This is a genomic window from Coprococcus phoceensis (genome assembly GCF_900104635.1).
In the GTDB taxonomy this organism is placed as follows: domain Bacteria; phylum Bacillota; class Clostridia; order Lachnospirales; family Lachnospiraceae; genus Faecalimonas; species Faecalimonas phoceensis.
This window is the reverse complement of sequence record NZ_FNWC01000007.1, coordinates 755889-778641: the sequence shown is the minus strand read 5'-3', so window position 1 is coordinate 778641 and position 22753 is coordinate 755889. Positions and strand designations below refer to the sequence as shown.

Annotated in this window: 13 protein-coding genes; 1 reads left to right on the top strand and 12 read right to left on the bottom strand. The window is 32.3% G+C overall.

Going from position 1 to position 22753, the window contains the following annotated elements:
* Window position 1 precedes the first annotated feature (1 nt).
* The 8 genes from dndE to BQ5364_RS07385 all read right to left on the bottom strand — a co-directional run bounded on the left by dndE (window position 2) and on the right by BQ5364_RS07385 (window position 11833).
* Window positions 2-382 (bottom strand): DNA sulfur modification protein DndE, encoded by a 381-nt coding sequence (gene dndE, locus BQ5364_RS07420; protein WP_071143941.1) that lies wholly within the window; start codon window positions 380-382, stop codon window positions 2-4.
* Window positions 379-2331: a DNA sulfur modification protein DndD gene (gene dndD / locus BQ5364_RS07415; protein ID WP_071143940.1), complete on the bottom strand. Its 1953-nt coding sequence runs from the start codon at window positions 2329-2331 to the stop codon at window positions 379-381. The genes dndE and dndD overlap by 4 nt, the downstream gene beginning before the upstream one ends.
* Before the next feature lie 3 nt (window positions 2332-2334).
* Window positions 2335-3831, bottom strand: a complete 1497-nt coding sequence (gene dndC, locus BQ5364_RS07410; protein ID WP_071143939.1) for a DNA phosphorothioation system sulfurtransferase DndC — start codon at window positions 3829-3831, stop codon at window positions 2335-2337.
* 3 nt (window positions 3832-3834) lie between these two features.
* The gene (gene dndB, locus BQ5364_RS07405) at window positions 3835-4911 is read right to left on the bottom strand and encodes a DNA sulfur modification protein DndB (protein ID WP_071143938.1); all 1077 of its coding nucleotides are present in this window, start codon (window positions 4909-4911) and stop codon (window positions 3835-3837) included.
* Window positions 4912-4992: 81 nt separating this feature from the next.
* Window positions 4993-5676: a hypothetical protein gene (locus BQ5364_RS07400; RefSeq protein ID WP_071143937.1), complete on the bottom strand. Its 684-nt coding sequence runs from the start codon at window positions 5674-5676 to the stop codon at window positions 4993-4995.
* Window positions 5677-8784 carry a hypothetical protein gene (locus BQ5364_RS07395; RefSeq protein ID WP_071143936.1) on the bottom strand — a complete coding sequence of 1036 codons (3108 nt, stop codon included), beginning with the start codon at window positions 8782-8784 and terminating at the stop codon, window positions 5677-5679.
* Window positions 8784-9572 carry a hypothetical protein gene (locus tag BQ5364_RS07390; RefSeq protein ID WP_071143935.1) on the bottom strand — a complete coding sequence of 263 codons (789 nt, stop codon included), beginning with the start codon at window positions 9570-9572 and terminating at the stop codon, window positions 8784-8786. Before BQ5364_RS07390 ends, BQ5364_RS07395 begins: the two co-directional genes overlap by 1 nt.
* A gap of 8 nt (window positions 9573-9580) precedes the next feature.
* On the bottom strand, window positions 9581-11833 hold the full coding sequence (locus BQ5364_RS07385; protein ID WP_159431674.1) for a helicase-related protein: 2253 nt from the start codon (window positions 11831-11833) through the stop codon (window positions 9581-9583).
* 129 nt (window positions 11834-11962) lie between these two features.
* Between BQ5364_RS07385 and BQ5364_RS07380 the strand changes: the two genes are divergently transcribed.
* Window positions 11963-13342 (top strand): IS4 family transposase, encoded by a 1380-nt coding sequence (locus BQ5364_RS07380; RefSeq protein ID WP_071143765.1) that lies wholly within the window; start codon window positions 11963-11965, stop codon window positions 13340-13342.
* A 32-nt stretch (window positions 13343-13374) separates the two neighbouring features.
* On the opposite strand, the gene BQ5364_RS07375 is transcribed toward BQ5364_RS07380, so the two are convergent.
* Genes BQ5364_RS07375 through BQ5364_RS07360 form a run of 4 tightly spaced genes read right to left on the bottom strand, consistent with a single transcriptional unit; the run spans window position 13375 to window position 22749 of the window.
* Window positions 13375-13599: a hypothetical protein gene (locus tag BQ5364_RS07375; RefSeq protein ID WP_071143933.1), complete on the bottom strand. Its 225-nt coding sequence runs from the start codon at window positions 13597-13599 to the stop codon at window positions 13375-13377.
* A complete protein-coding gene (locus BQ5364_RS07370) occupies window positions 13596-16970 on the bottom strand; it encodes an SNF2-related protein (protein ID WP_071143932.1) in 3375 nt (1124 codons plus the stop codon). The genes BQ5364_RS07375 and BQ5364_RS07370 overlap by 4 nt, the downstream gene beginning before the upstream one ends.
* Window positions 16971-16981: 11 nt before the next feature.
* Window positions 16982-19639: a hypothetical protein gene (locus tag BQ5364_RS07365; protein ID WP_071143931.1), complete on the bottom strand. Its 2658-nt coding sequence runs from the start codon at window positions 19637-19639 to the stop codon at window positions 16982-16984.
* Window positions 19639-22749 (bottom strand): UvrD-helicase domain-containing protein, encoded by a 3111-nt coding sequence (locus BQ5364_RS07360; RefSeq protein WP_071143930.1) that lies wholly within the window; start codon window positions 22747-22749, stop codon window positions 19639-19641. Before BQ5364_RS07360 ends, BQ5364_RS07365 begins: the two co-directional genes overlap by 1 nt.
* Window positions 22750-22753 lie beyond the last annotated feature (4 nt).

Here is a 22753-nt window from a genome sequence, read left to right as displayed (position 1 = left end):
ACTACCTCTTTATTGCTAGTTTTACTAAATCATCCAAGCTTTTTATAAACCCAGTACCACACAAATGTGCAATGCCTCGTTCTAAATTAAGTCTGAAATATTTGGAAACGGTTTCATCATCTGTTGGCAAATTCATTTTTATACACCATGCCTTAACAAGAGCTTCATATATTTCATAATATTCTCCACCAAATGTAAACCAAGACATTTCAAGATTACTATCTGCTACTATTTGAATATCTGTGGGCAATGTTTTTTCACTGAGAGAATAACATAATGCCCATCTACATAAGACATTCCAATTTTTGATTCCTGTTTTTCCTTTAAGACGAGATAATTGATCCTTCGCCTGTTGGGAAACCCTTACCTGTTTTATAATCATATATTTGCTCCAATCAAATATCCTTTTTTAATAGAAGTACTCTTCGAAATTTCATCATATTCCAAAGTAAATTCATCTCCTACGTTATCTTTCATTAATTCATAATAACTTGCATCTATTTCAGAATCTGTAGATAGAATAATAGTCTGTTCTCCTGCATTAGGGAAATATGTTGTAATCAATGCTGTTCTATGTAAAGAATCCAATCTAGATAATGGTGTATCAATAATTACTGGCAATTTTTTCTTTGAGCAAATTGCTAATGCCCAAAGTATCGAAATAACCATTAACTGCTGTTCTCCTGCTGAAAGCGATTCCCTTGGTACCTCATGACCATTTTCAGATAAATATTTGACATTAAGGGTTTCAGCATCCATTTCGATTTTGCTAATCAGATTCTTCTTATTTGCAAGCTGTTTATAACATTTAGTAATTGTCTTAGACAGAACACCAGCTTTTTTCTTCTGTAATGCGACCTGGTACTTTTCAATTATTTTAAGTGCCATATTGGAGTATTTAACAGTACGATCTACACTATCTCTTAATTCTGCTGTAGCCAAATATGCTTCCACATATTTGTTGAATTCAGATGTGGCAGAATTCAGTTTGGATGTGGCCTGCGCGTGTTTCTGCTCTAAGTCTGAAATAACTACCTTATCTTGAATAATCTTTTCTTCTGCTTGTTTTATTTTCTTGTAAATACGTTGTAATTCTTTATCATTAATGTCTAGGGTTAAATAGCTGTCTAATTCAGCAATTTGCTTAGCAAGTACTTTCTTTTTGTTAAAGATAGCTTTCATTTCAGTACAACTATTATCAAGCGTGCCTTCATTTAATGTATTTACCTGGAAAAGAGCATGATCCGACAGTTCATAAATTGGATCTTCTTGATTACTTTGAGTTTGTTCTTTTACAAAATCAATGAAATCAATACTTGCTTTTGTATCACCGTCATAAATCGCAGAAAAATCTTCCAATAACATATCAAATTGAAGAATCGCTTCTTGCATAATGGTTTCTGTATGCTCATCTACTGCCTGCAATTTAATATCTTGAATTAAATCAGCAACAAGAGCTAGTGGTAATTCATTAGCTGCAATTTCATAAGCTTTATTTTCCTCTGCTTCTAATTCAGACTTAAGCTTTGCACGCTTTTGAATAGTTTCTTGCTTCTTTTCTACTGCATCACCGCCTTTTGCAGTATATAATTGATGCAATGACTCTAATTTATTATTGTGTTCTTCCAAGATAGCCGCTGTTTTTTCTAGTTTTGCAGTAATCTGTTCTAACTCGATAGCTGCATTATCTTTTTCAGTTCTTAAAGCTTCTAGTTCTTCAGATGTCTTATTATCTGCATCCTGTTTGCTGACTTTCTTTAGGTTTCTTAAAATATCATTTTCAAGAACATCCAGCACATTAATTCCCAACATAGAGCGAATAGCATTTTTTAATTGTACATTCGTGCTATCAACAGCCATTTCAGCAATCTTTTCTCCGTCAAAGAAGAAAAAACTAGATAAAGCACTTGGTAAAATATTCTCAACGAACATTGGCCAGTTGTTAGTTAAAAATTCATTGAACTCGCCGTCTTTATATACGAATATCTCTTCTTTAGTTTTCTTTGTTAAAATATCCCATCTTCTTCTAACAACGTAGTTTTCCTTAATTCCATTATCTATTTCAAACTCTAATTCAACACTACATTCTTTATCATCCGCATTTCTATTTACAAAGGATTTTAGATACTGTAAATATGATCTATATTCACTTTCAGAGTATGCAAAGGAGTTAGAACCATAAAGTGCTAATAGCACAGCCTCTAAGAAAGTTGTTTTTCCTCTACCATTCATACCACCAACTAAGACAATCGGTTTATTTCCTTCAAAGAGAAATCTATTGTCTCCTGCATATACACCGAAATTATGTAATTCTAGTTTTTTTATAATCATCGACTATTCTTCCTCTTCATCAAATTCAGATTCTAATGGCTGATAATCCAAGAATTTTTCATTGTACTTACCACCATTTTCTTTTTTTCGATGCATCATATCTGTGTAATACTGAGTAGCATCCTCTTCGTTTTTATAGCAAGTTTTTCCTATAATACTATTTACACTATCAAGAATACCTTTTCTCTGGTTAACACCAGAAGACTTGCTCTCAACGTCTACCAGTGAATACATCATTTCAAACGCAAGTTCTTCATCTGGAAACATTTCTTCACAAACTTCTTTTAGTATATTCCACTCTTCAGCCTCAAAATTTTCATAATGAATCCATTCAGGATCCTCAAATTCTTTTCCAACTACTTTCTCATATATTTTAGGTAATGAATCATCAAATTCATGTTTATCATTAACCCAAATTCTACGAATGGCTTGTAGCTCTGGAATACGAATCAATTCAAGATCTGAAAACTCTTCAGGTCCATTTTCTTGAATCTCCTTTTGAATATTTAGAAGTCTTTCTAACCAATATTCTCTAACTTCCTTCTTATATGGTCCATGGAACAGCTTACCGTAATTTCCTTGAAGATTTCCTCTCATTCTACGGAAGCTTCTTCTCTCACGATCCCCCTCCTCATTTCCAAATTCATTTCTAAATTCTAAAAGAATACTCATCCATTCTTTTTCCTGGTCATTAAGAATCATTGCCTCCATAGATTTATCTTTTTCAACCATGGTACATACCCAACAACCAAATCGACTTTTTCCACAAGTTGGAGCTGACTTATCTACTTGTAAAGGACATTCGTTATCAGCAGTTGCACCTCTATACATAGTCATTAAATCCATATTTGAATAATTCCATGGATTCTTGTATTGCAATAAGAAAGACCATACATCATCATCTGACCAATCTTCCATTGGCGAAAACACAAGTTCATTTGCCAACGTAGGATTAGGACTTAATAATTCACGTACTCTTCTCTTTTCTAGATTTGTCATTGTTCGATTACGTCTGGTACTTTCCTGTTTTCTAGTTCCTAAAACAAGGATTATTTCTCCATGTTCCGCAATTTTATTCTTGATAAAATTGTTCACTGGCTGAATTTTTAATCTGTCAGTACACCATCTATACTTCATTCTTGGAAATGGATATCCTCTACCAATTAAATTAACCCAAAATGTATTATTGTAATCCGGAATAAGCTTAGTTGGAACGAATGGTAATCCTTTTTTCTCTGCTTCATCCTTCATGGATTTAAGAGACTTATCAACCCATTTAGATACAACTGGTGATTCTACAAGTGTATCTGTATTCATAATATGAATTGTTTTCTTTCTATCGCGTTCAGGAAGTTGTTCAATTGCCATCCACACTAACTGTACCGCTGCTGTACTATCTTTTCCTCCTGAATATCCAATCATCCAAGGAATATCATCTGCCAAATATAAATTTTGAATTGTGACAATAAGGCCATCTATTAAATCTTTTGTAATTGCCATTTTCTATCCTCTATTTTCTATAGTTTTCTTTAATTGAATTTCAGCATCCTCTTCTTCTTGAGAAAGTGGAATGCCGATTTCTTTTTTTATAACATTGGAAATCAGTAATGCTGCCTTTTTATTTGTAATAATACGTCCATTCTTACCTATAGCACGCATATACCATTGTTGTGCGTTTCTACTCCAATTTATTTTTTCCAATTGTTGTAAAATCACATCCATATTATTGGGGTTAGTGTAAAAATAATTACCAATTCTACCAAAAGCTTGTATTACTATACTCTGAGTTGCTATAAAGTTTTCTCTCAAATCTACCTTAGTTATTTCTCTGCTCTGCAACTCCTGCCACTGTTTCATATATTTTACAATTAAATTCCAATACTTTAGTAAAAACTCTTCTGAATTTGGCTCTATGCTTCTTCCTACAATAATTTTGTTTGCAGTATAAAAAGTATTTAGCGTAAATAAACTTGAAGAGTATTTACCTAAAATATCCTTTTCTTTGTCAGTATACGTATTTAAAAATTCAATATTCCAAATCACATTTCTAGTTAATACAGCCATTACATCTCTTGAGTCATACAATTCTGAAATTGAATTTGACGTTTTAACTGCATTCTTGTTTAAATCTGTAAAAATCTGCTGGCTTCTTTTGAGACCTTGATCTGCATAAAAAACAATAGAAATAGTCTCGTCTCCCAATGTTGAATCTTCTTTTAAAGCAGCCATTATTGCCGATTTTCTATGTTGTCCATCATTAATTAAGAAATGCGCATCCATAGACACTTCTAACACTCCTGTATCTGCATTATCTGCAGTAGACTTAAAAGAAAACTCTCCGTCAATTGATGCAGCTAATGCTGAAAAAACATAACTATCTCTGTTTTCTAAGATATATTTGCTTATAACCGGAATTCTTGTTTCATTTAGTTTTCTTTGAGCTCTATATTCAGGTAAAACAAACTCTTCATCGTCTACCGGGAATAATCTTGCTAACATTTTAAGTGGAACCATCGCAATATAGTATTCTGTTCCAGCCTGTGTTCCTCTAACTACAGGAAATCTATATATATAATCCATAATGCCTCCAAGCAACAAGAGATATACTTAAGTACCTACTTAAGTATATCTCCATTGTGCTATAGTGTCAATTTATTATCTTTAATTTTTGAAATTGATAACGAATTTTTCAATTAAATTTTCTTTAATAATCCAATTGATAATGTTTTCATTAACATCAGTAGCCCTAGCTTTTCCACTTGTTACTTTTACAAGAAAATCTTTTATTTCTTCGCTAAGGTTTAAGTTCTGTTCCAACTGATTGACTTGGTCTATTCCATCTTTTAATAATTCTAATCTTGTATGAACACCATCATCTTTTAACAGCAATCCAGCCCATTCGCTTCCGTTATTAATATTGGTTCGAATGGTATCAATTTTATTTTTATCTGACACAAGACTACCTATTGATGATAGTTTTCCAGACAACCCCATTGTCTTTGTTTTATGAAACGCCTTCCATTCCTTTGATAATGCTGGATTCACCTTTTTTGTAATATGTTGTTTCACTTCATTCAATGCCGATTCGTCTACTACCATTGAACTAATTACATTCTCTAATCCGTTTACACCGTCATTTAAGTATTGAATGGTCTCATCAGTTAATTTAAATACAAGTACATTTTTAGCCTCTTTTATTTTTTCTACAGAAGCTGTAAATGCAAGTACTAAAGAGGTGAAATCTGCATCGTTTTTTTGTCTTCTTTCAGCATCTTGCGCAGCTGACTCGATTGAATCTAATTGCTTCATACTCTTAATTTCTTGTTTAATATCATCAATTAGCATTTATTTCACCTCCGCAATTATTTTTTTGCATTCCTGCAGATTTTCTTTATCAGTATTATATTGATCTGTATTATTTCCTCCACCAGCTGAAATAACATTGTTCATTCTATTTGCAACTTCCTGTTTAGCTATAACCAAATCACTATTAGTCAAAGTAAGCAGTTTTGCAAAATCACTTAATGCAAATACTGGGTCTTTACTAAATTTCAATAACAATTCTTGTGTATCAGTAGTTTCTTTTATCTGATTTGCTGTTTTGATAGCAGACACTATTGCTCCTGCATTTTTATTACAACTGTTAATTAAAGAAACATCATAATGTATTGCTACGCTTATATGACTAATCTGAGCTTGATTATAAAACTTTTTAATTGATGTAATAATTTCTTTGATATCTTCTTCGTCATCAATATCATCTAAGTCAACCACTTTTCCTAATACATCAATAACCTCATTTAAAGCATTCTTTTCCCCAGATACAACAGTATCAATTCTGTCGAGGATATACTTCAAATACTCGCTCATGAGACGTCTTTTTCTAACAGGGTCTTCTAACTGTAAATCATCAATACCATACTTTAGTCCTGTATTTATAACTTTTCTTACAGCTTTGTTAAATGAAATATAATCAAACTCATAATTCGTAGACGTAACTGCAGTACCTTGTGGTAGATTGTAATATTGTAGCACACAATTTCTCGCATCATTACCATCCGAACCATTCATTTTCTTTAAAAGATCATTCCAATTCTTTGTATGACCATTACTAGCATTATCTACTACATTTTTTTTCAAAAGCATTTCCACATTAAAGTTTTGTGGCTTTTGAAAACTCTTACATTGTCCATTAAAAATCAATCGATAGAACTCTGCAGCTGCTGCAAATGAAAAGTAGTCTATTTCTGTTTCTTCATATCTCATAATTGATTTTACAATTATAGGCTTAATACTCTCTGTCCATTTTTGCACTCTAAACAAATAATCTGTAGAGCCTTCAAAGTTCCATGATTTTCCACCAATTTCACTCCAACGTACAAATGCTTCTATGATTTTTCTAGATTCTATGGATGCTGGCAAAACAACAACCGAATCACTCTTCATTGTTTGTCGTTCAAATGAAACTAAAAACTTGTTACTTGTATCTCTAACTCTAACCATTGCATCAATAGGAACCCCTTCTGACGCCCAGTCTATTACTGCATATAAATATGCATTCATATTCTTTCTGGCTTCATTTAAAGCTCTTACATTTGCTGTAGTCTGTCCTATATTTAATTTATAGTCTACATTCTCTATCCATTTATCTACTTCTTTTAATGCAATGGCCACCTGCTCATTTTCTTTAACTATCTGTACAACTGGATCTGGTGTAACTGGCTTTGGAGGATCAATTTGTGTAAGATCTTCATCTTCGCCAGTCGGCGTTTCAACCTGTTTTCCGTCAAGTAATGGTAATCCTAATTGTTCATAAACACAATCTGCTATTCCACCAATATATCTAACTCCATCTTTAGAATATACATTATTAGTACCATCACCCCATATATACATAAACTGTGTCAACCTGATTTTTGTGTTATCATCAAGATCATTTCGATTGTATATGGTATTTTGTAATGTAGGATCCATTCCCTCAAGCGATGATCTTCTTTTTGGATAATCTTGTAAATCTTCTAACGAATTTTTGATATACGGTTCCAAAATATCTCTCATCAATGCTCGTGGATGTCGCATATTCGAATCCTGTTTTTTATACAAAAATGTAATTGCTCTAGATGAAAAAGGAAATAGATTAATATGAGAATTCCCCAATTTAAATTCATCCCATCCATTGCCGATAGTCACCTCATGCACTGGATATAAATCTGGGTCAGCTTTATTGCCTAACCACTTATCAATAGCATCTTCGGGCAATGATATTGTATTCAAGTATCTTGCAAAAAACTCTACTAGTCCATTTACATCATTATTAAACATATCATCTGATACATTAATAAAATTTTCAATTCTAGCTTTAGTATTTACACGAAATTTATCAACATAGTAACCGTCTGTAGAACCTACTATAGAATTGATCCTACACAGATTCTTATCAGGATATGCAACCTTATTAGTCAATAACGCGTCTAATAACGAGTCATCAACTCCAGATGCTGCCGTAATATCCTCAATTAAAATAGTTAATGTTTTTCCTTGTTTATAAAGTTCTTGTCGTATTTCTTGTATTACTAGCCCTAAATCTCCCGGTTCTAAGCCAGCACATCTCTGAATCACTTTTTCTACAAATAAGTTTATATAATCCACAATTTTTTTCACAAAAGCGTCATTATCAATAAGTTTATTTGCAATTTTTCTAGCTTTTTCATCTGCACCAGAATTCAATAACTCATTAAAAAAATTCGAGTCTAGTTCAAAATCTGCACTTATGAATTCTGCAGCCTTGTCATTAACTTCCGTAGTCTTATTTTCTGCAAATTTACAATAGATTCTTTCGATTGGTCCATCTTCTAACATCAACCTTTCTTTAAACAAAGAATTCTGAAGAAGTGCTACTAAATGTTGGCGATTCACACGATTTATCATTCTCTCAGTATCTTCGCTAGCTTTCCCATCATCACTCTCAATCAAATTTACAAATGTATAGTAAATTGTGTTTTTTAATTCTATTTCAGGCATAGTTGTTGATGCAGATGCCAATTTCTTGTAAAGATTCTTATTGGGCATATTTTGAACTTCTGGCATATCTATCAGCTGCTTTATAGTTCCTTTTAACGTGTTATCAGCTCTTTTAATAGGTAATACTATTTCTCTTTCAGTTTTACGAAGCTCCAACATTGTGTAAAACCATCTAATCAAATGAGACTTACCAGCACCACTTGCTCCTTTTACTAATACAAATTGATCTTCCTCACTTGAAGCGAAAAATCTATCAAAGACCTCTTCCTCCGTCATCGGATGTTTTTTATCTTGTAGAGTAACATCCGCATGAGAAATTACATATAAATTTTTCATTGGCACATGGGTTGCCAAAAAGTCACCTTTTGTGTTATTAATTACGTCAGGGCGAAAAACACTTTTATATCTTTGCTTTGCTATCTCAATATTCATTATTTAACCCCCTTATAAATAATCGCGCCTATAGGATCATTGAACGCCTCATTAGATGGATATAAAATCCACTTGCTACCCTTATCAGAGACATATTTCAAAGATATTTCTCCATTTTCATGTAGTTGTCTTAACGCACTTGAAAACGCAATATTTAGGTTTTTCTCTCTTTTGGGATTGCCTGACAGTATTTTTCCATATTGGTTAAATCTTGTCATAAAATCATCAATTTGATATTCTTTCTTTTTTTCTAAGTCCATAAGTTTTATTACATCTTTGACAAACACATAAGCATTTGGAAGGAAAACAAAACCATTCATATATCCAAATCCCAAAAATTGTGCCCAAAATCTCCATCCTCTGGCCATTGGTGCAGTAATCTGTTGATCGGATTTTTCTGATAAATAATTCAACATTTCATTATCTGAAATCGAACTGTATTTATATATTTTCTCATCTAGATTCACAATCGCATTTGTACATTTATAAAACTGTTCTTCTTCATAATTATCCAACTTAGAAATTATATACGTTCTTAAATCTTCTATTGTTTTTAACTCCTCTTTTGGAACAATAGCTGTTACATAATTATCCTGAATATCAACTAGTTTTAATTCAGTTGCTGTTTTTAATATTGTAGAAAAATAAGAAGTGCCTTCATATATTTCTTTTGGTTCCATTAATTCTTGTAAATCAGATCGAGAAATATTTTTCTTAGATGTTACAATTCTGTACAAAGCAAAAACCCTTGTAGGTATTGCTTCTGTAACCATTTTCCCAGTAAACATTTTTCCTCCTATCTAATTACAGTCCCATCAATTTGATCTGTAATCATTTTTCCTGTATTGTTTGACACACAAAAATCATGTTTAGAAACATGTATCACATATCTTTTTTTATTTAAATACTTATAAATAGTTTGATACTCTGCTTTAGCTTGATCTTTATCATCATCATCATATATTGCCATTACTAATCCTGAAATGTAAAAACCATTATCATGAACTTGAAGAGCTCTTAATTCTTGAAAATTCATATAATTAATTCCAACGATATTTGATTCTCTTATATTGTCTAGAGAACTACTTACCACAACATTAGGTTTATATTTTTGTATTAATTCACCTGGATCTTCATCTGTGATAATCAATGCTTCATTTGTATTTGCAAAAAAATCAACCATTTCATCTGTCAGATTTTTCTCTGGTCCTTTCACATCAACAACCAGTGGGAAACGATTGTTTTCTGTAATTATCATATTTTCATGACAATTGCAGCCTGGACAACATTCAGATACTAAAGGATACGTTTCAAAAAACATTTCCGACCAACATAATCGATCAGATTTATCAATTGCATTCTTTATTGTAAAAAAAGCATTTTGAGATTTCATTGCTTCTTCATCTCTTATTTTTTCAAAAACTGCTTTAGCTTCACTCGTTTCTTGTGTAATAACATCATTTAATATCTTCACAGTGAAAATATATCTATTTTCCGCATCCAAATCTAACCCTGTTATTTTGATTTGTTTTTTTCTATTCAACAGAAGTAATACATTGATATTCCACTTTTCATCGGTATCATTGCCTTCTTCAAAATAATTAATTTTATTATAATTAGGCTTTGTAGAAGCCATAATTGCAATATTACCACCCTGCCACTGATTGTTTGGGTTTCGATACATACTCCACCATCGTCCCCAAAACTTATCCGTTGTTAGAACTTTGCTCACATGATTAAAAGCTCTTGAAATATCATCTTCATCAATACACATGGCACTAATACAAGGAAGACCATCTCTTCCGCCTCTTCCCAATTCTTGATAATATGTATCTGGACTCTCAGGCATATAAAGATGTACTACACTTCTAACATCTGGCTTATCTACACCCACGCCAAATGCAGATGTCGCTATCATTAAATCAAATTTGTTATTGACCCAATCATCAATTAGATTTCTTCTTTCGTTTGACTTTGTGTCACCCGTAAAAGTATTAATATTTGAATACCCTTTATTTTCTAGATACTCTTTCCATTTATCTGCTTCATATGGAGCATTAACATATAAAATCATTGGATGTGGAAGCAAATTCACCATATCTAAAACTTTTTTTCGTTTATCAGAATAATTTTTAGCTTTACTATAAATAAAACGTGGTTCTTTTCTCAATGAATCGCATCTTATTTCTAGCCAATCGTTATTTATTGCAAAAAGATGTTTTAATGATAATACCGTTTCGTCACGATATGTTGCTGATAACAAATATGTTCTCAACTCTGGATTAACCTTTAATAGCTCATTTCTCCACGGACTTATGCACTGATAATCAACCCTGAAAAAGTCACCCCAAGCCACTACTATATGAGCTTCATCAATAATAATATTTTTGAGATATCTGTCCATATTTGCTTTTGAAATTAATTCACTAAATTGCTCGTTCTTTATCAATGCTTCTGGAGATATGAAGAGTAATCTTACTGTTCTTTGTTCTATAGCTGTTTTTATTTCTTTAAAATTTTTTGTTCCACTATAATAACAGTAAATTTCTCCTTCCTTATAACACTTAATATTTGTTCGTGCTGCTCTTTCCTGATCTATTGCCAAAGAAACAGTTGGAACAATTACAACCGATAAGCCATTTTTTTCATATCCTAGAACTTGAGTTACTAGGCTTTTTCCTCCACCTGTTGGCATCGAAATTAATGATGTGAATCCCCTCGGCGTATTAAGTGCTCCATATACACACAATTTTTGTTCAAATGATTTAAAACTTTTAAATCCTGTTGTCTCTTCTATAAATAAATTTGCCTTAAGACTATATTTCGAATGTATTGCAGGAATATCTGTACTCGATGTAATGAATGAGTCAGATACAAATTTCTTATGCATTATAAATTCCGGAATATCAAATACCGCATAGTATTTTCTTCCCAATGAATCATAATAGATTCCATAATCAGATAAATTCGAAAAATTTTGTGCGTTATCAAATCTAAGTGAAACTTGATAAGTTAACATAAATCCGCGAATAGCAACTAAATAACTCAAACTTCCCACACCAATAAGGTGTGATTAACCTTGAAAATTCAATATTTCAGCCAATTAAAAAGGCATAAATACGTTCCTTTGGTATAATAGAATTGTCGAAAAACCAAAATAGAAAAGGGGATTTATGCCATGTCCAGTATATCACAGAACAATAGCAATGAGGTAGCATTACTTGATTGTGTCCAGAAGTTTTTTATCAAGCATCACGTTGGCAGGTTGTTGAAGCAATGCAACGGCACCAAAGAGAAAGGCGTTTCCTCTGTTTCTCTGCTTAAGTATAAGATGGGGAACATTTTCACTGGAAGAAGTATGTATATGCAACAGAAAACAGGTTCCTTCAAAGAAGCGTTTTCCAAGAACACCTTCTATCGTTTTCTGAATTCTACGAAAACCAACTGGCTCCGTTTTACATCACTTCTTGCTGCTGACATCGTGAAGAATGATCTAAAGCACCTTACTGATGACTCCCGTAAGAACGTGTTTATCATCGACGACAGTCTGTTCCATCGTACAAGCTGCAAAAAGACAGAACTGGGATCTAAAGTCTTTGATCATACGGGAATGAACTACAAGAAAGGCTTCCGTATGCTGACCGTAAGCTGGAGCGATGGGAATACGCTGATTCCTGTAAACAGCTGTCTCCTGGCTTCATCCAAAGAGTCGAACATCATCGGCCCTGTGAAGGCATTTGATAAGAGAACTCTTGCCGGAAAGCGTCGTAAGCTTGCACAGACAAAAGCTCCGGAGGCAATGCTTACACTCCTTGATACCGCTGTATCTGCGGGGCTTTCTGCAGAATATGTGCTTTTTGATTCCTGGTTTTCCAATCCTGCACAGATAACTGCGCTTAAGTCTAGAGGAATGGATGTCATTGCCATGATCAAGAAAAGCAGCCGCATCAAGTACACTTATGGTGAGGACCAGCTTAATATCAAGGAAATATATTCCAGGAACAAGAAACGTCGTGGCCGTTCCAGGTATCTTCTTTCTGTTGATGTGATGGTAGGGAAAGAGAATCCCATTCCAGCAAAAATCGTTTGCGTAAGAAACAAGGCCAATCGTAAGGATTGGCTTGCTTTCATATGCACAGATACATCGCTCTCCGAAGAAGAAATCATCCGCATCTATGGCAAACGCTGGAAAATCGAGGTCTTTTTCAAGACCTGCAAGTCTATGCTGAATCTGATTGGTGAATGTCATAGCTTATCTTATGATGCACTGACTGCTCACGTAGCAATCGTGTTTACCAGATACATGTTACTTGCAATGGAGCAGAGACAGAATGAAGATCAACGAACCCTAGGGGAACTGTTCTTTTTTCTGGTAGATGAAATGGCAGATATCACTTTCTACCGTTCACTTAGCATCCTGATGGATGCTTTCATGGCAAGCCTTCAGGAACTTCTGAAGCTTAGTGACGAACAGTTGGCTAGATTTACTGCTGATTTTGAGTCCAGACTGCCGGAATATCTGCGTAATGCACTCCATCCACTGGCTACTGTGGCATAAATCGCTATTTTGTTAGCTGAAATATTGAATTTTCAAGGAACAAGTCCCATTTGGGGTATGGGAAGTCTTAGTAAATAATCTGCTGTCCCACACTTTCCCTCGTTATACCTTGCGTAAGTATTCACCAAGCGATATGCCGTATTTAACAAAAACTCTTCAACTGATGTTTTGGGAGAAGCATTGACAAGCAGCTCTAGGTCATAAGGCTCATTATTTATTAATTTTTCAATTAAATCTACTATAAGTTCTTTTTTCATTTTTTCACCAACCACATAAAGCAAGCAGATTCCAAACGAATAATAGGCTTGGACAAGCTCTCAAGTATTACTTCATACTGTTTTCTCAGTTCTTCTATAGATTCGTTTCCTTCAGTTCCATAATATTTTTTTCTAGATTCTTTCATGGATAAAATCTGATCAATCATTTCTTTTGCGCCAAGCAAATTAGAGTCTTTTTGAAATCCTGTTCGTGCTTTTTTTCGAGCTATTTGGCTACTTTGTTCAACAAGACTTTCCCATTTTTCCTCGGAATATTGACTTCTAAACCAATCAAGATTACTTGCTCGATACCTAGAAGAAATACCTAAAAAACCATTTTCTTTTCCTCTTCTTCCCAAATGATCAATTGAATCTGAACGATTAAAATATCCCATTTGTGATAATCTTCTATGCTCAGATATTACCGTTTTATCTGGAACTTCACTAAATGATGAAAAACCAACGGGAATAACCTGTATTGCTGATGCCAAATACTGTCTAAACATTCCAAGTGAATATAGTGACATTCCAGCATCGAGCAAAAGTCTTTCGTTAGGTTCGATTGAATAAGTATAGATAAATCCCTTCCAATTTACACTTGATTCTGCAGCCAAAGCTGTGCACATACCTTTATATGAACCCATAGCATTTTCAACGATACAATCAAAAATCTCATCACCTGGTGCATAAAAATGAATATAATCATTTTTTATTGCCACTTGCCTGTCGAATGACCCCATTATCATTCTATTATTATGATTTATATTCTTTTTTGATTCCTCTTCAAGACCTCTCTGCGCTTTTATGGCAATCTCATTTTGTTTTTTTGACATATAATGATCCCAGTTTGGCGGAATCAAAAATGAATTCTGTGCAGATCTTACTGAAAAATTATGCTCATCAAATGCAACAAAACCATCATTTGCGCCATGTTCTAGTTCTCCAAATCCAGCAAGTGACGCCCAACTCATCATTGTTTCTGCAAATAATTTATTTTCATTGAATTGATAATTATGCAACAACTTTTCCAATTGCAAATAAAGCGGCCTAAATCTCATTGCAGCGGTATCAAATATTTGTTCACGCTGTACAGTTTCACGCATTTTTTCAGCTTCTTTAATTAATTCCGGAATCAAACGATATAATCCAAATTCAAAATCAGTTTTAATAGATTCAGTTATTTTGTTATTTATATCATTCATAATGATTTCTAGACCACTCAATGATTGACAAAATACATTTAGTCCATCATTCCAAAACTTAAAAAGTTGTTCTTCATAACTATCTACTGAATGAATAACAACAGAAGTCACAGGTTTTTTTACATTTCTTCCCATTCTATCTAATCGGCCAATTCGTTGTTCAATAGTATTGATGTTCCATGGCAAATCTAAATGTATTACATAATCAGCAATTTGTAGGTTTCGGCCTTCACCACCTGATTTGTCGCAAATCAACATTTTACAATTTGGATCCGACTGGAATCTATATATATTAACCTCCGCCTTATCTCTATTGATTGATTCAGCAAATCCAGTAACTTCATCTCCAAACACATCTTTAAAAACCTTATAATATGCATTAAAGGTTTCTATCTGATCTGTAAAAATAACTATTTTTTCGCCAAATAGTTCTTGATCAATGTAATTAATCAAATTGACTAATCTTGATGGGTGACTTTCAATATCATCCATTACATCTGCAATATTATTAATTGCTGTCTCTTCTTCTTCGAGCCATCTTGAAGCTGTTTTAATTACATCTAAAGGGATTGCATATTTATCCCCTAATTCTGTAAGTCGTGCTTTATAAGCCCAAGGTGAACTGAAAAATGCTTCTATCAGAGGTTGAATAATATCTTTTACATTAGAGTCTCCTAGATTTCCTTCTTGAGACAAAATCCACTCTTTAAGTTGACGATATGCCTCATTTTCGTAATAATTCTTTTCTTCTGAAATTTTGTATGTAAGTTCATGAACTGCTCTTTCAGCAAATTCACCATCTTCGTTTTTAGGATACACACCTAAAACTGCTCTTCTTCCACGAATAATATTTCGTTCTAATTGGAAGTTATCACAAATATAGGAAACTATGACTTGTATATCATATATTCCAAAATCTTCTTTTGAAGTATCAACGTCAGATACTAACTCAAATAATTTTGCATCATCAATTTCGTCTGCTAAATCATTTAGATTTTCTTCAATTACTTCTAATTCATCTTGAACATCTTCATCTTCATGTGGATTTTCTGTTTCAATTTCAGGCAACAATTCATTTTTAAAACTGTCCACCTCATCTAAAAGAGAATATGTTAATCGAGAAATTCTATTCTGTTTACCTACCAATTCGCTAAACTTCTCAATTGACATATCATCATATTTTTCAGGAAGAATCAGTCTTAATAAATCCAAATACTCTTCTTGTCTTTGCTGAATTGGAGTTGCACTGAGTAAAATGATGTTTTCCGAATGACGACTTATTGCGTGAATAAATCCATATCTTCCTTTTCGATCTAAATAATTATGAACCTCATCAACAATAACAAAATCCCAATCTACGACACAATCTTCTCTCGATAAGCTTTCTACTGGAAGAAGTTTAATTGAATTTCCATTTTCATCATTTCCTTCTAACAATCCAAATTTAAATAATAATTCCGTTCTCCACTGAGCAATTAATGCTCTAGGTACTGTTATTAAAACCTGTTTTTCTGCATTATTAGACAAATAAATTTTTAAGACAGAGCAAGCTTCAATTGTTTTTCCCAAACCAACCTCATCTGCCAACATATATCTACAGCGTTCGCTTTGTAAACATTGCATTATCGTATTAAGCTGGAAGGCTTTTAAATAAATTTTACATCCCGCTAATTCTTTAAATCCTAAAATTGAATTATCTAATACATTCATGGTGTCTTTTACTATCTGACGTCCTAAATACCAACAAGGATTCTGAAACTCATATTTTTTTAATTGCTGTATAGGATTCGCACTACCGGAAATAAAAGATGTAACTAAATCCACCTCATTCACACATCTATATTCTTTAGTTACAGTATCCTGTAAATAATATTCATAAAAGTCCCTATCATTACCTTTATATTCAACTATCCTAGATGTTTTTCTCCCCCATTTCACAAAAGATCCTTTAAACAAATGACAATGATCCAACGCAGCTAATGGCGCTTCCTTAACTTCATCTGGAATATATTCAAAATATTTTTTTTGATCAAATGGATCTGAAAATTTGATATGAGCTGTTTCATTAAACTCATTTATACTCAATACCTTACCTGTTGCAAATATTCTAGGATCATGCGGATGTTCTCTGTCTATTGGACATCTCACAAACATTCCTTCCTTAATCACAGTAATCCCCCCTATGCCTTTTTGGATTTAAAGGACTCTAAACAAATGTCTTTTTCTGAACATGTTGAACACAAAGGATTTAGCATTTTCTTATAAGCAACTTCAAGTAGAGTATTTTCATTAAGTATAGCATTTACCTCTTGTTGTGTAGAATTCTTAAAAATTTCTTTGGTATCTACTTTTGAAGCTGTATTGATTTTTGCTGTAAGAAAATCTTCTCTTTTAATCATGTGATCAAAATCTTTTTCTTTTAAATTCATAAACTTCCCATTAAACAAAGCATACTTTTCGATGTATGCGAAAGCAGTCCTTACAATATCTATTGCTTCTGCATAATTAATAAATACAAACTTTTCTTTAAGATCGTCCATTTGAGTATTTAAGTAATCAAATACAATATTCTTAACAAATACTTTTCCTTCAAAGTGTCTTCTAGCTCTGTGTTCTAATACAATTGTTAGATATTTTTTTAATAAGAACTCATCCTTATATACGCTTTTTCCCTCTATTACTGATTCCATTAAAAATCTATATTTACAAAGTCTGTATCTCATAAGATCATACTGATTAAACTCATTCATTTTAAATCCTTCAATCTGAATGTAATCAGCCTTTTTCCGATAATCATCTTTTATTTCCGGTTCATATGGTGATACTTTTGCACCTAATATTCTTAATAGATAATATAACTCGGATTCTCCATCTCCTTCATTTTTTATATAGCTTAATTTAATTGCACATTTACTAAATGCTAATCCGTATATCAATGCATATCGTCTAAAGTTCTTATACTCTAATCTTGATGTTACGAAAACCTGATATTTCCAATCTACTGGTGCCTGTGCAACTTCAAAAAAATTAATGTCTAATGGCCATGGAAACTCATCTTTTCTTGTAATACTCATATCTCGATCTGATAAACAAGCAAAATGGTATACTTTATTCTGGTTATTCTGATTTTTTCTTAAAACGTCACCATCAATCTGTTCAAAATTTCTAACAATCCAATTTGCACCTTTTCCCTCAGAAGGAATTTGCTGAAGATATAATTGCATCGTTTCTCTTAAACAATCAAATGACGCATTGGCTTCTACATCTTTTACTTCATTTAATCTTTGCAATACTCTTTCTACAATATCCTTAAATTCTGAATCTATCTCTTGAACATCTAACACTCTTGAAACAAGTACGTCGCTGATTTTTTTATAGAATGACTTGAAATCATTTCTTTGATCACTAAAATCATCATAAAAATATTTTGTAATATCATTCAATTCTTTTAATGCATTTATCAAAGTATCAATTTCTGAATCAGAGATATCAAAGTATTCAACACGTTGAAATTCCACTTTTTCATTATCATCATCTGCAATTTCATCTATGCGATTTTTCAGTTTCCTCAACTTCTTAATAATTCCTTTTATTGAAGTTTCTTTACCATAATAAAGCTTTGTCTTATCTAGTATTGAAATTAATTCCCCGTGCTTTTGTTCGACTATAATTCCACAAGATAAACACTCATACAGATCATTTATTTCTCTAATACATAATGATTGTGTATCGGGATCCCACATATTAGTTATTGATAAGAAAAAATGTCCTATAGGATAGTCTAAAAAAGCCCTTTCTCCAAATTGTTCAGGGAAATAAATTTTTAAAATACTATTTACTTCACTATTTGCTGCATATAACTGTTCATCCATATAATACAATGCTGAATGAATATAGTTATCATCTTTTCTTAATGCTTCTGCTGTTTCGAATTTCTTTGCAATATATCCAGCAAATTCAGTGGCATTGTCAAATTCCGTCACTTCAATTTTATTTGAAAAGTCTATAACACTTGTATTTCCAGCAATTAGTGCAGCAATGTTATCTGCAATCTTTCCACCTTCGAAATATTGAGTATTATTATTCAAATTTTTGGGTGAAAAAACAATTTTTGATTCAAACGAAGAATACACATCCAACCATGTTTGATATACATTTTTATAATCAACTTGATAATTGAAAAGGATTACTACTAATTTATATTTGCTCAACTCTTCTATCATTTTTAACATGATAGGTGTGAACTGATGAATTCCATGTACTATAATTGAGTCTTTTCTTATTTTTGTAGAATCACATTTTTCTTTGGAAACCTCCTGAATAGTGTTTTCAATTGCAGTGTCGATTTCTTCTTCTTTAAAGCTTTCCTTAATTTTAAAGAACTTGTTGTTCGTCAAAATTAATTCCTTATATATTTCAACAATACACTTCTGATCATATGATAATTTTTCATCTCTGATATTAGCCGGATCCATCCCAAGTCCAAACATAGTTCGAACGCTTTCAACAACTTCGCTTCTATTTCTCTTAAGTGAAGAAATAATATCTGCAGCATCTATATCCTGTACTATTGCAGAAAAATCCATGCACTCGATCAAATTATCAATAGCAGCGCGTTGACTAATTGCAATTGAATCACTTTCCCAATCTTCATATAGTGTATTAATAAATTTTGTCACCGTAGTGAGTTTTCCTTTATAAAACTCTTTATATTGGTCACATAATCCGTTTACTAATGTTTGTGATACACACAAATGAAAGCAATTTTGAATAGATGCCCAATACGGTTCCTTATGTATTTCATATGGATTGCTATATGTATATATTGTAATTGCCATTATTCAATAACCTCCATAAAATTACCCCAGCACTGCTGTACTGTGCTATCTAAATCTTTTACCCATACTAAATTTCGAATTGCTCTTGTTAATGCAACATACAAAATTCTAGATTCTTCTTTCTCTTGTTCCATTGATTCAGTATCAATTATGTAACCATCACTATAGTCCATATTTCCATGACCAGATCCATAACTATAAATTAATTTACCATTCACACAATTTACACTGAGACCAGAATGATATGTACTGGAAATATCACCAGATGTATAGGGGAGAATTACTGTTCCATATTCAAGACCTTTTGATTTATGTATTGTCGTACATATAATACTAACCTCATCTGTTTCGATCTCTTTGCTTCTAGATGCCTCTTCCTGATAAGTGGTTATATTGATTTTTAAATATTCTCCAATCATATTAACCGTCAAATACTCTCTAGAATACTTTTGTGTTATTTTTTCAAGCAAGCATTCATAATTACTTTTATAATCCAACTGCAATTCTTTATTATTAGAATAGGTAATCCATGGTTTGATCGCTTCATATATTTCTCTTAATACCACTAAAACCGGTCTTGTTTCAAAATCCGATATTATCTCATTCCATTTTTTCCCAAGAAGCAACATGAAATATTCATCCAATATCCTAACTAATTCGTCTAATTTTTCTTCCGACTTATACCCTTTAAAATTTGACAACTGTATTTTCATAGAAACATAATTTGATTCTATTAAATTAACTAGATAAACCTTATTGTATGGATGTGTAATCGTAAGAACTAGTTTATATAAATCTCTAGTAGATGGTAATCTAAACAGATTTCCACCTTCTGTAACTTTAATAACTAGCTCGGTATCTTCTGCAGCTTTTACCAAATTTGAAATCTGATAGTTATATCTTACTAAGATGGCTATAGTCATTTCTTCTTTACTTAATTTGTTTTGTTTAGAAAGCTTTTCAATTTCTTCTTTTTGGAAACGAATTTCATTGAACAAATCTTCAATAAATTTATCTTTATCTTTTCCATGTGTTTCCACTTTTCTAACTAAAAGGTCATCTGTGTATTCTTTTATCACTCGACTTTTTAAATGATCTTCATCTTCATAAGGAAGCAATTCCTGCGCTCCCATTTCAGTAAAGACCGCATCAAATATATCTAGTAATCTTCCATCTGTTCTATAATTCCTATTTAATGAATACTCTTTCCATAAGTCACTACTAGCCCCCACTTTTTCAAAAGCACTTAATGTAGCACCTCTAAATCTGTAAATACTTTGTTTAAGATCTCCAACAACAAACAATCTACAATCATTTCCAAACATTTTTTGAAGACCTAGAATTGTTTCAATTTGTACATCATCCGTGTCCTGAAATTCATCAATAAAAACATATTTGTAGTTAATTCCAGTACCTCTAATGCTGTTATTTTCCACAAACTTATGAATGTTTATCATGCAATCTCTTAAACTAATCAAGTTCTTTTCTTTTAAATCATTTGCATATTGTATTTCAGATGGAATAACAACACGTTCTATTAATTCATTAAAATATGGGATTGACCCTATTGGATTTCCTAATGATGATGTATCAACAGTTTTAATATCAATGCTGCGATTATATAACTGATCACAAAATCCAATTAACATACTTTCTAGTTCATATGATGGAATAGTTAGCTGATGTACAAAATTTGGATTTTCCTCCGTTTTTTCGCTCAAGTATATATCTAGTTTTGAGTGATAAATATTTCTTCGCTCAAATGTTTCACTTGATATTTGGCTGTCAAAACCGATGCCCATTCGCATACATTCTTTACGTAATAATGAAATTGCAAATTTATGAATTGTAGAAATTTGAATTTGACTCATATCCTCAATCAAATGCATATATTTTTCATTAGACGTGAGCACAAAATAGTTCATAAACATACGTTTCAATCTACTATTCATGTTTTCAGCAGCATCTTTAGTAAAAGTAATCATTGCAATATCACTAACAATATCGACTACAGCGTCTGCTGTTCTATTACATAAATACGCCACTCTAGATACCATGGAATAAGTTTTTCCAGTTCCAGCTCCAGCTGCAACCATAATATTGCTCGACGATGGTGCATGTTCTATTTCAAATTGTTGAAAATTAAAAGGTGTCACTTCTGCTAATGACTTCAACAAAGTTTTTTGTTCATCATCAAACAAACCTTCTTCAATCAGGATCGAATCATTTACATACGATTCGATATCATTAAGAACGTAAACTTCAAAATTAAAAATGGAATACAAATCTTTTAGAGTTGAGTCGTCAAATTTTCTAGTTCCAACCGCTAAATTTCCCTTTACTGGTGCTAATTTCTTCTTGAATAAAATTGATTCCACCTTATTCGCCAATAAACACATGGATTCTCGTGAATCAACAAAAACTATTTCTTTTATTCCCTTAAAATATTCTTCAACAATCTCATCTGCTTTATCATTACTTAATAAGTTTTTTTCGATTCGCAATCTAGAATATCCTGGATTTAAGTTTTCTTCACTCTCTTTCAAATCAAAGTTAGGTTCAAAATGGTGTCTAATAAGTGCAAAGCGTTTTGCATCTAAAATATCATGTGGTGTACTCTTGTTAATATTGTAACGCCCCATTAGTTTTTGAAATAATAAAGCAGGATCTTCTAAATCTTCTTTAAAAATAGTTTCAGTCTCATCTGAAACAACATCTAACCGTTTTTCCAAGTATTCATTTTTACTAATCATTGGATAACAAACTAAATCCATAACTAATGGATTCATTCCTAGCTCCTGCTTCAACAAATTAATCATATTAAATCTGTATCCACGCGCTTGTTTTCTTGGACTAGCTTGTGGCTGTTCCTCTCCCGACAGGATTATGGCATCCTCACTTACAACATTAAATATATTTTGTGGTAACCACCCTTTTACCTCAATAATAAATAATCCAACATTTTCTGCCATTACACAGAAATCATATTCCCACCCCTTGATTGAGCGATTATTATACACTACATATTGTTGTGGAAGATTCTTCGAAAAGTATTCCCATACCTTCTTTTCACCTTCATATTCTGGTAATTTATCAATCATTTTAGCCATATCT

What these genes read in the sequence shown, in the direction of transcription:
- BQ5364_RS07375 (WP_071143933.1), bottom strand. Translation starts at nt 13,599, where the DNA reads ATGAAAAAAGAACTTATAGTAGATTTAATTGAAAAATTAATAAATAAT.
- dndE (WP_071143941.1), bottom strand. Translation starts at nt 382, where the DNA reads ATGATTATAAAACAGGTAAGGGTTTCCCAACAGGCGAAGGATCAATTA.
- BQ5364_RS07395 (WP_071143936.1), bottom strand. Translation starts at nt 8,784, where the DNA reads ATGAATATTGAGATAGCAAAGCAAAGATATAAAAGTGTTTTTCGCCCT.
- BQ5364_RS07400 (WP_071143937.1), bottom strand. Translation starts at nt 5,676, where the DNA reads ATGCTAATTGATGATATTAAACAAGAAATTAAGAGTATGAAGCAATTA.
- dndC (WP_071143939.1), bottom strand. Translation starts at nt 3,831, where the DNA reads ATGGCAATTACAAAAGATTTAATAGATGGCCTTATTGTCACAATTCAA.
- BQ5364_RS07390 (WP_071143935.1), bottom strand. Translation starts at nt 9,572, where the DNA reads ATGTTTACTGGGAAAATGGTTACAGAAGCAATACCTACAAGGGTTTTT.
- BQ5364_RS07360 (WP_071143930.1), bottom strand. Translation starts at nt 22,749, where the DNA reads ATGGCTAAAATGATTGATAAATTACCAGAATATGAAGGTGAAAAGAAG.
- dndD (WP_071143940.1), bottom strand. Translation starts at nt 2,331, where the DNA reads ATGATTATAAAAAAACTAGAATTACATAATTTCGGTGTATATGCAGGA.
- BQ5364_RS07365 (WP_071143931.1), bottom strand. Translation starts at nt 19,639, where the DNA reads ATGGCAATTACAATATATACATATAGCAATCCATATGAAATACATAAG.
- BQ5364_RS07380 (WP_071143765.1), top strand. Translation starts at nt 11,963, where the DNA reads ATGTCCAGTATATCACAGAACAATAGCAATGAGGTAGCATTACTTGAT.
- dndB (WP_071143938.1), bottom strand. Translation starts at nt 4,911, where the DNA reads ATGGATTATATATATAGATTTCCTGTAGTTAGAGGAACACAGGCTGGA.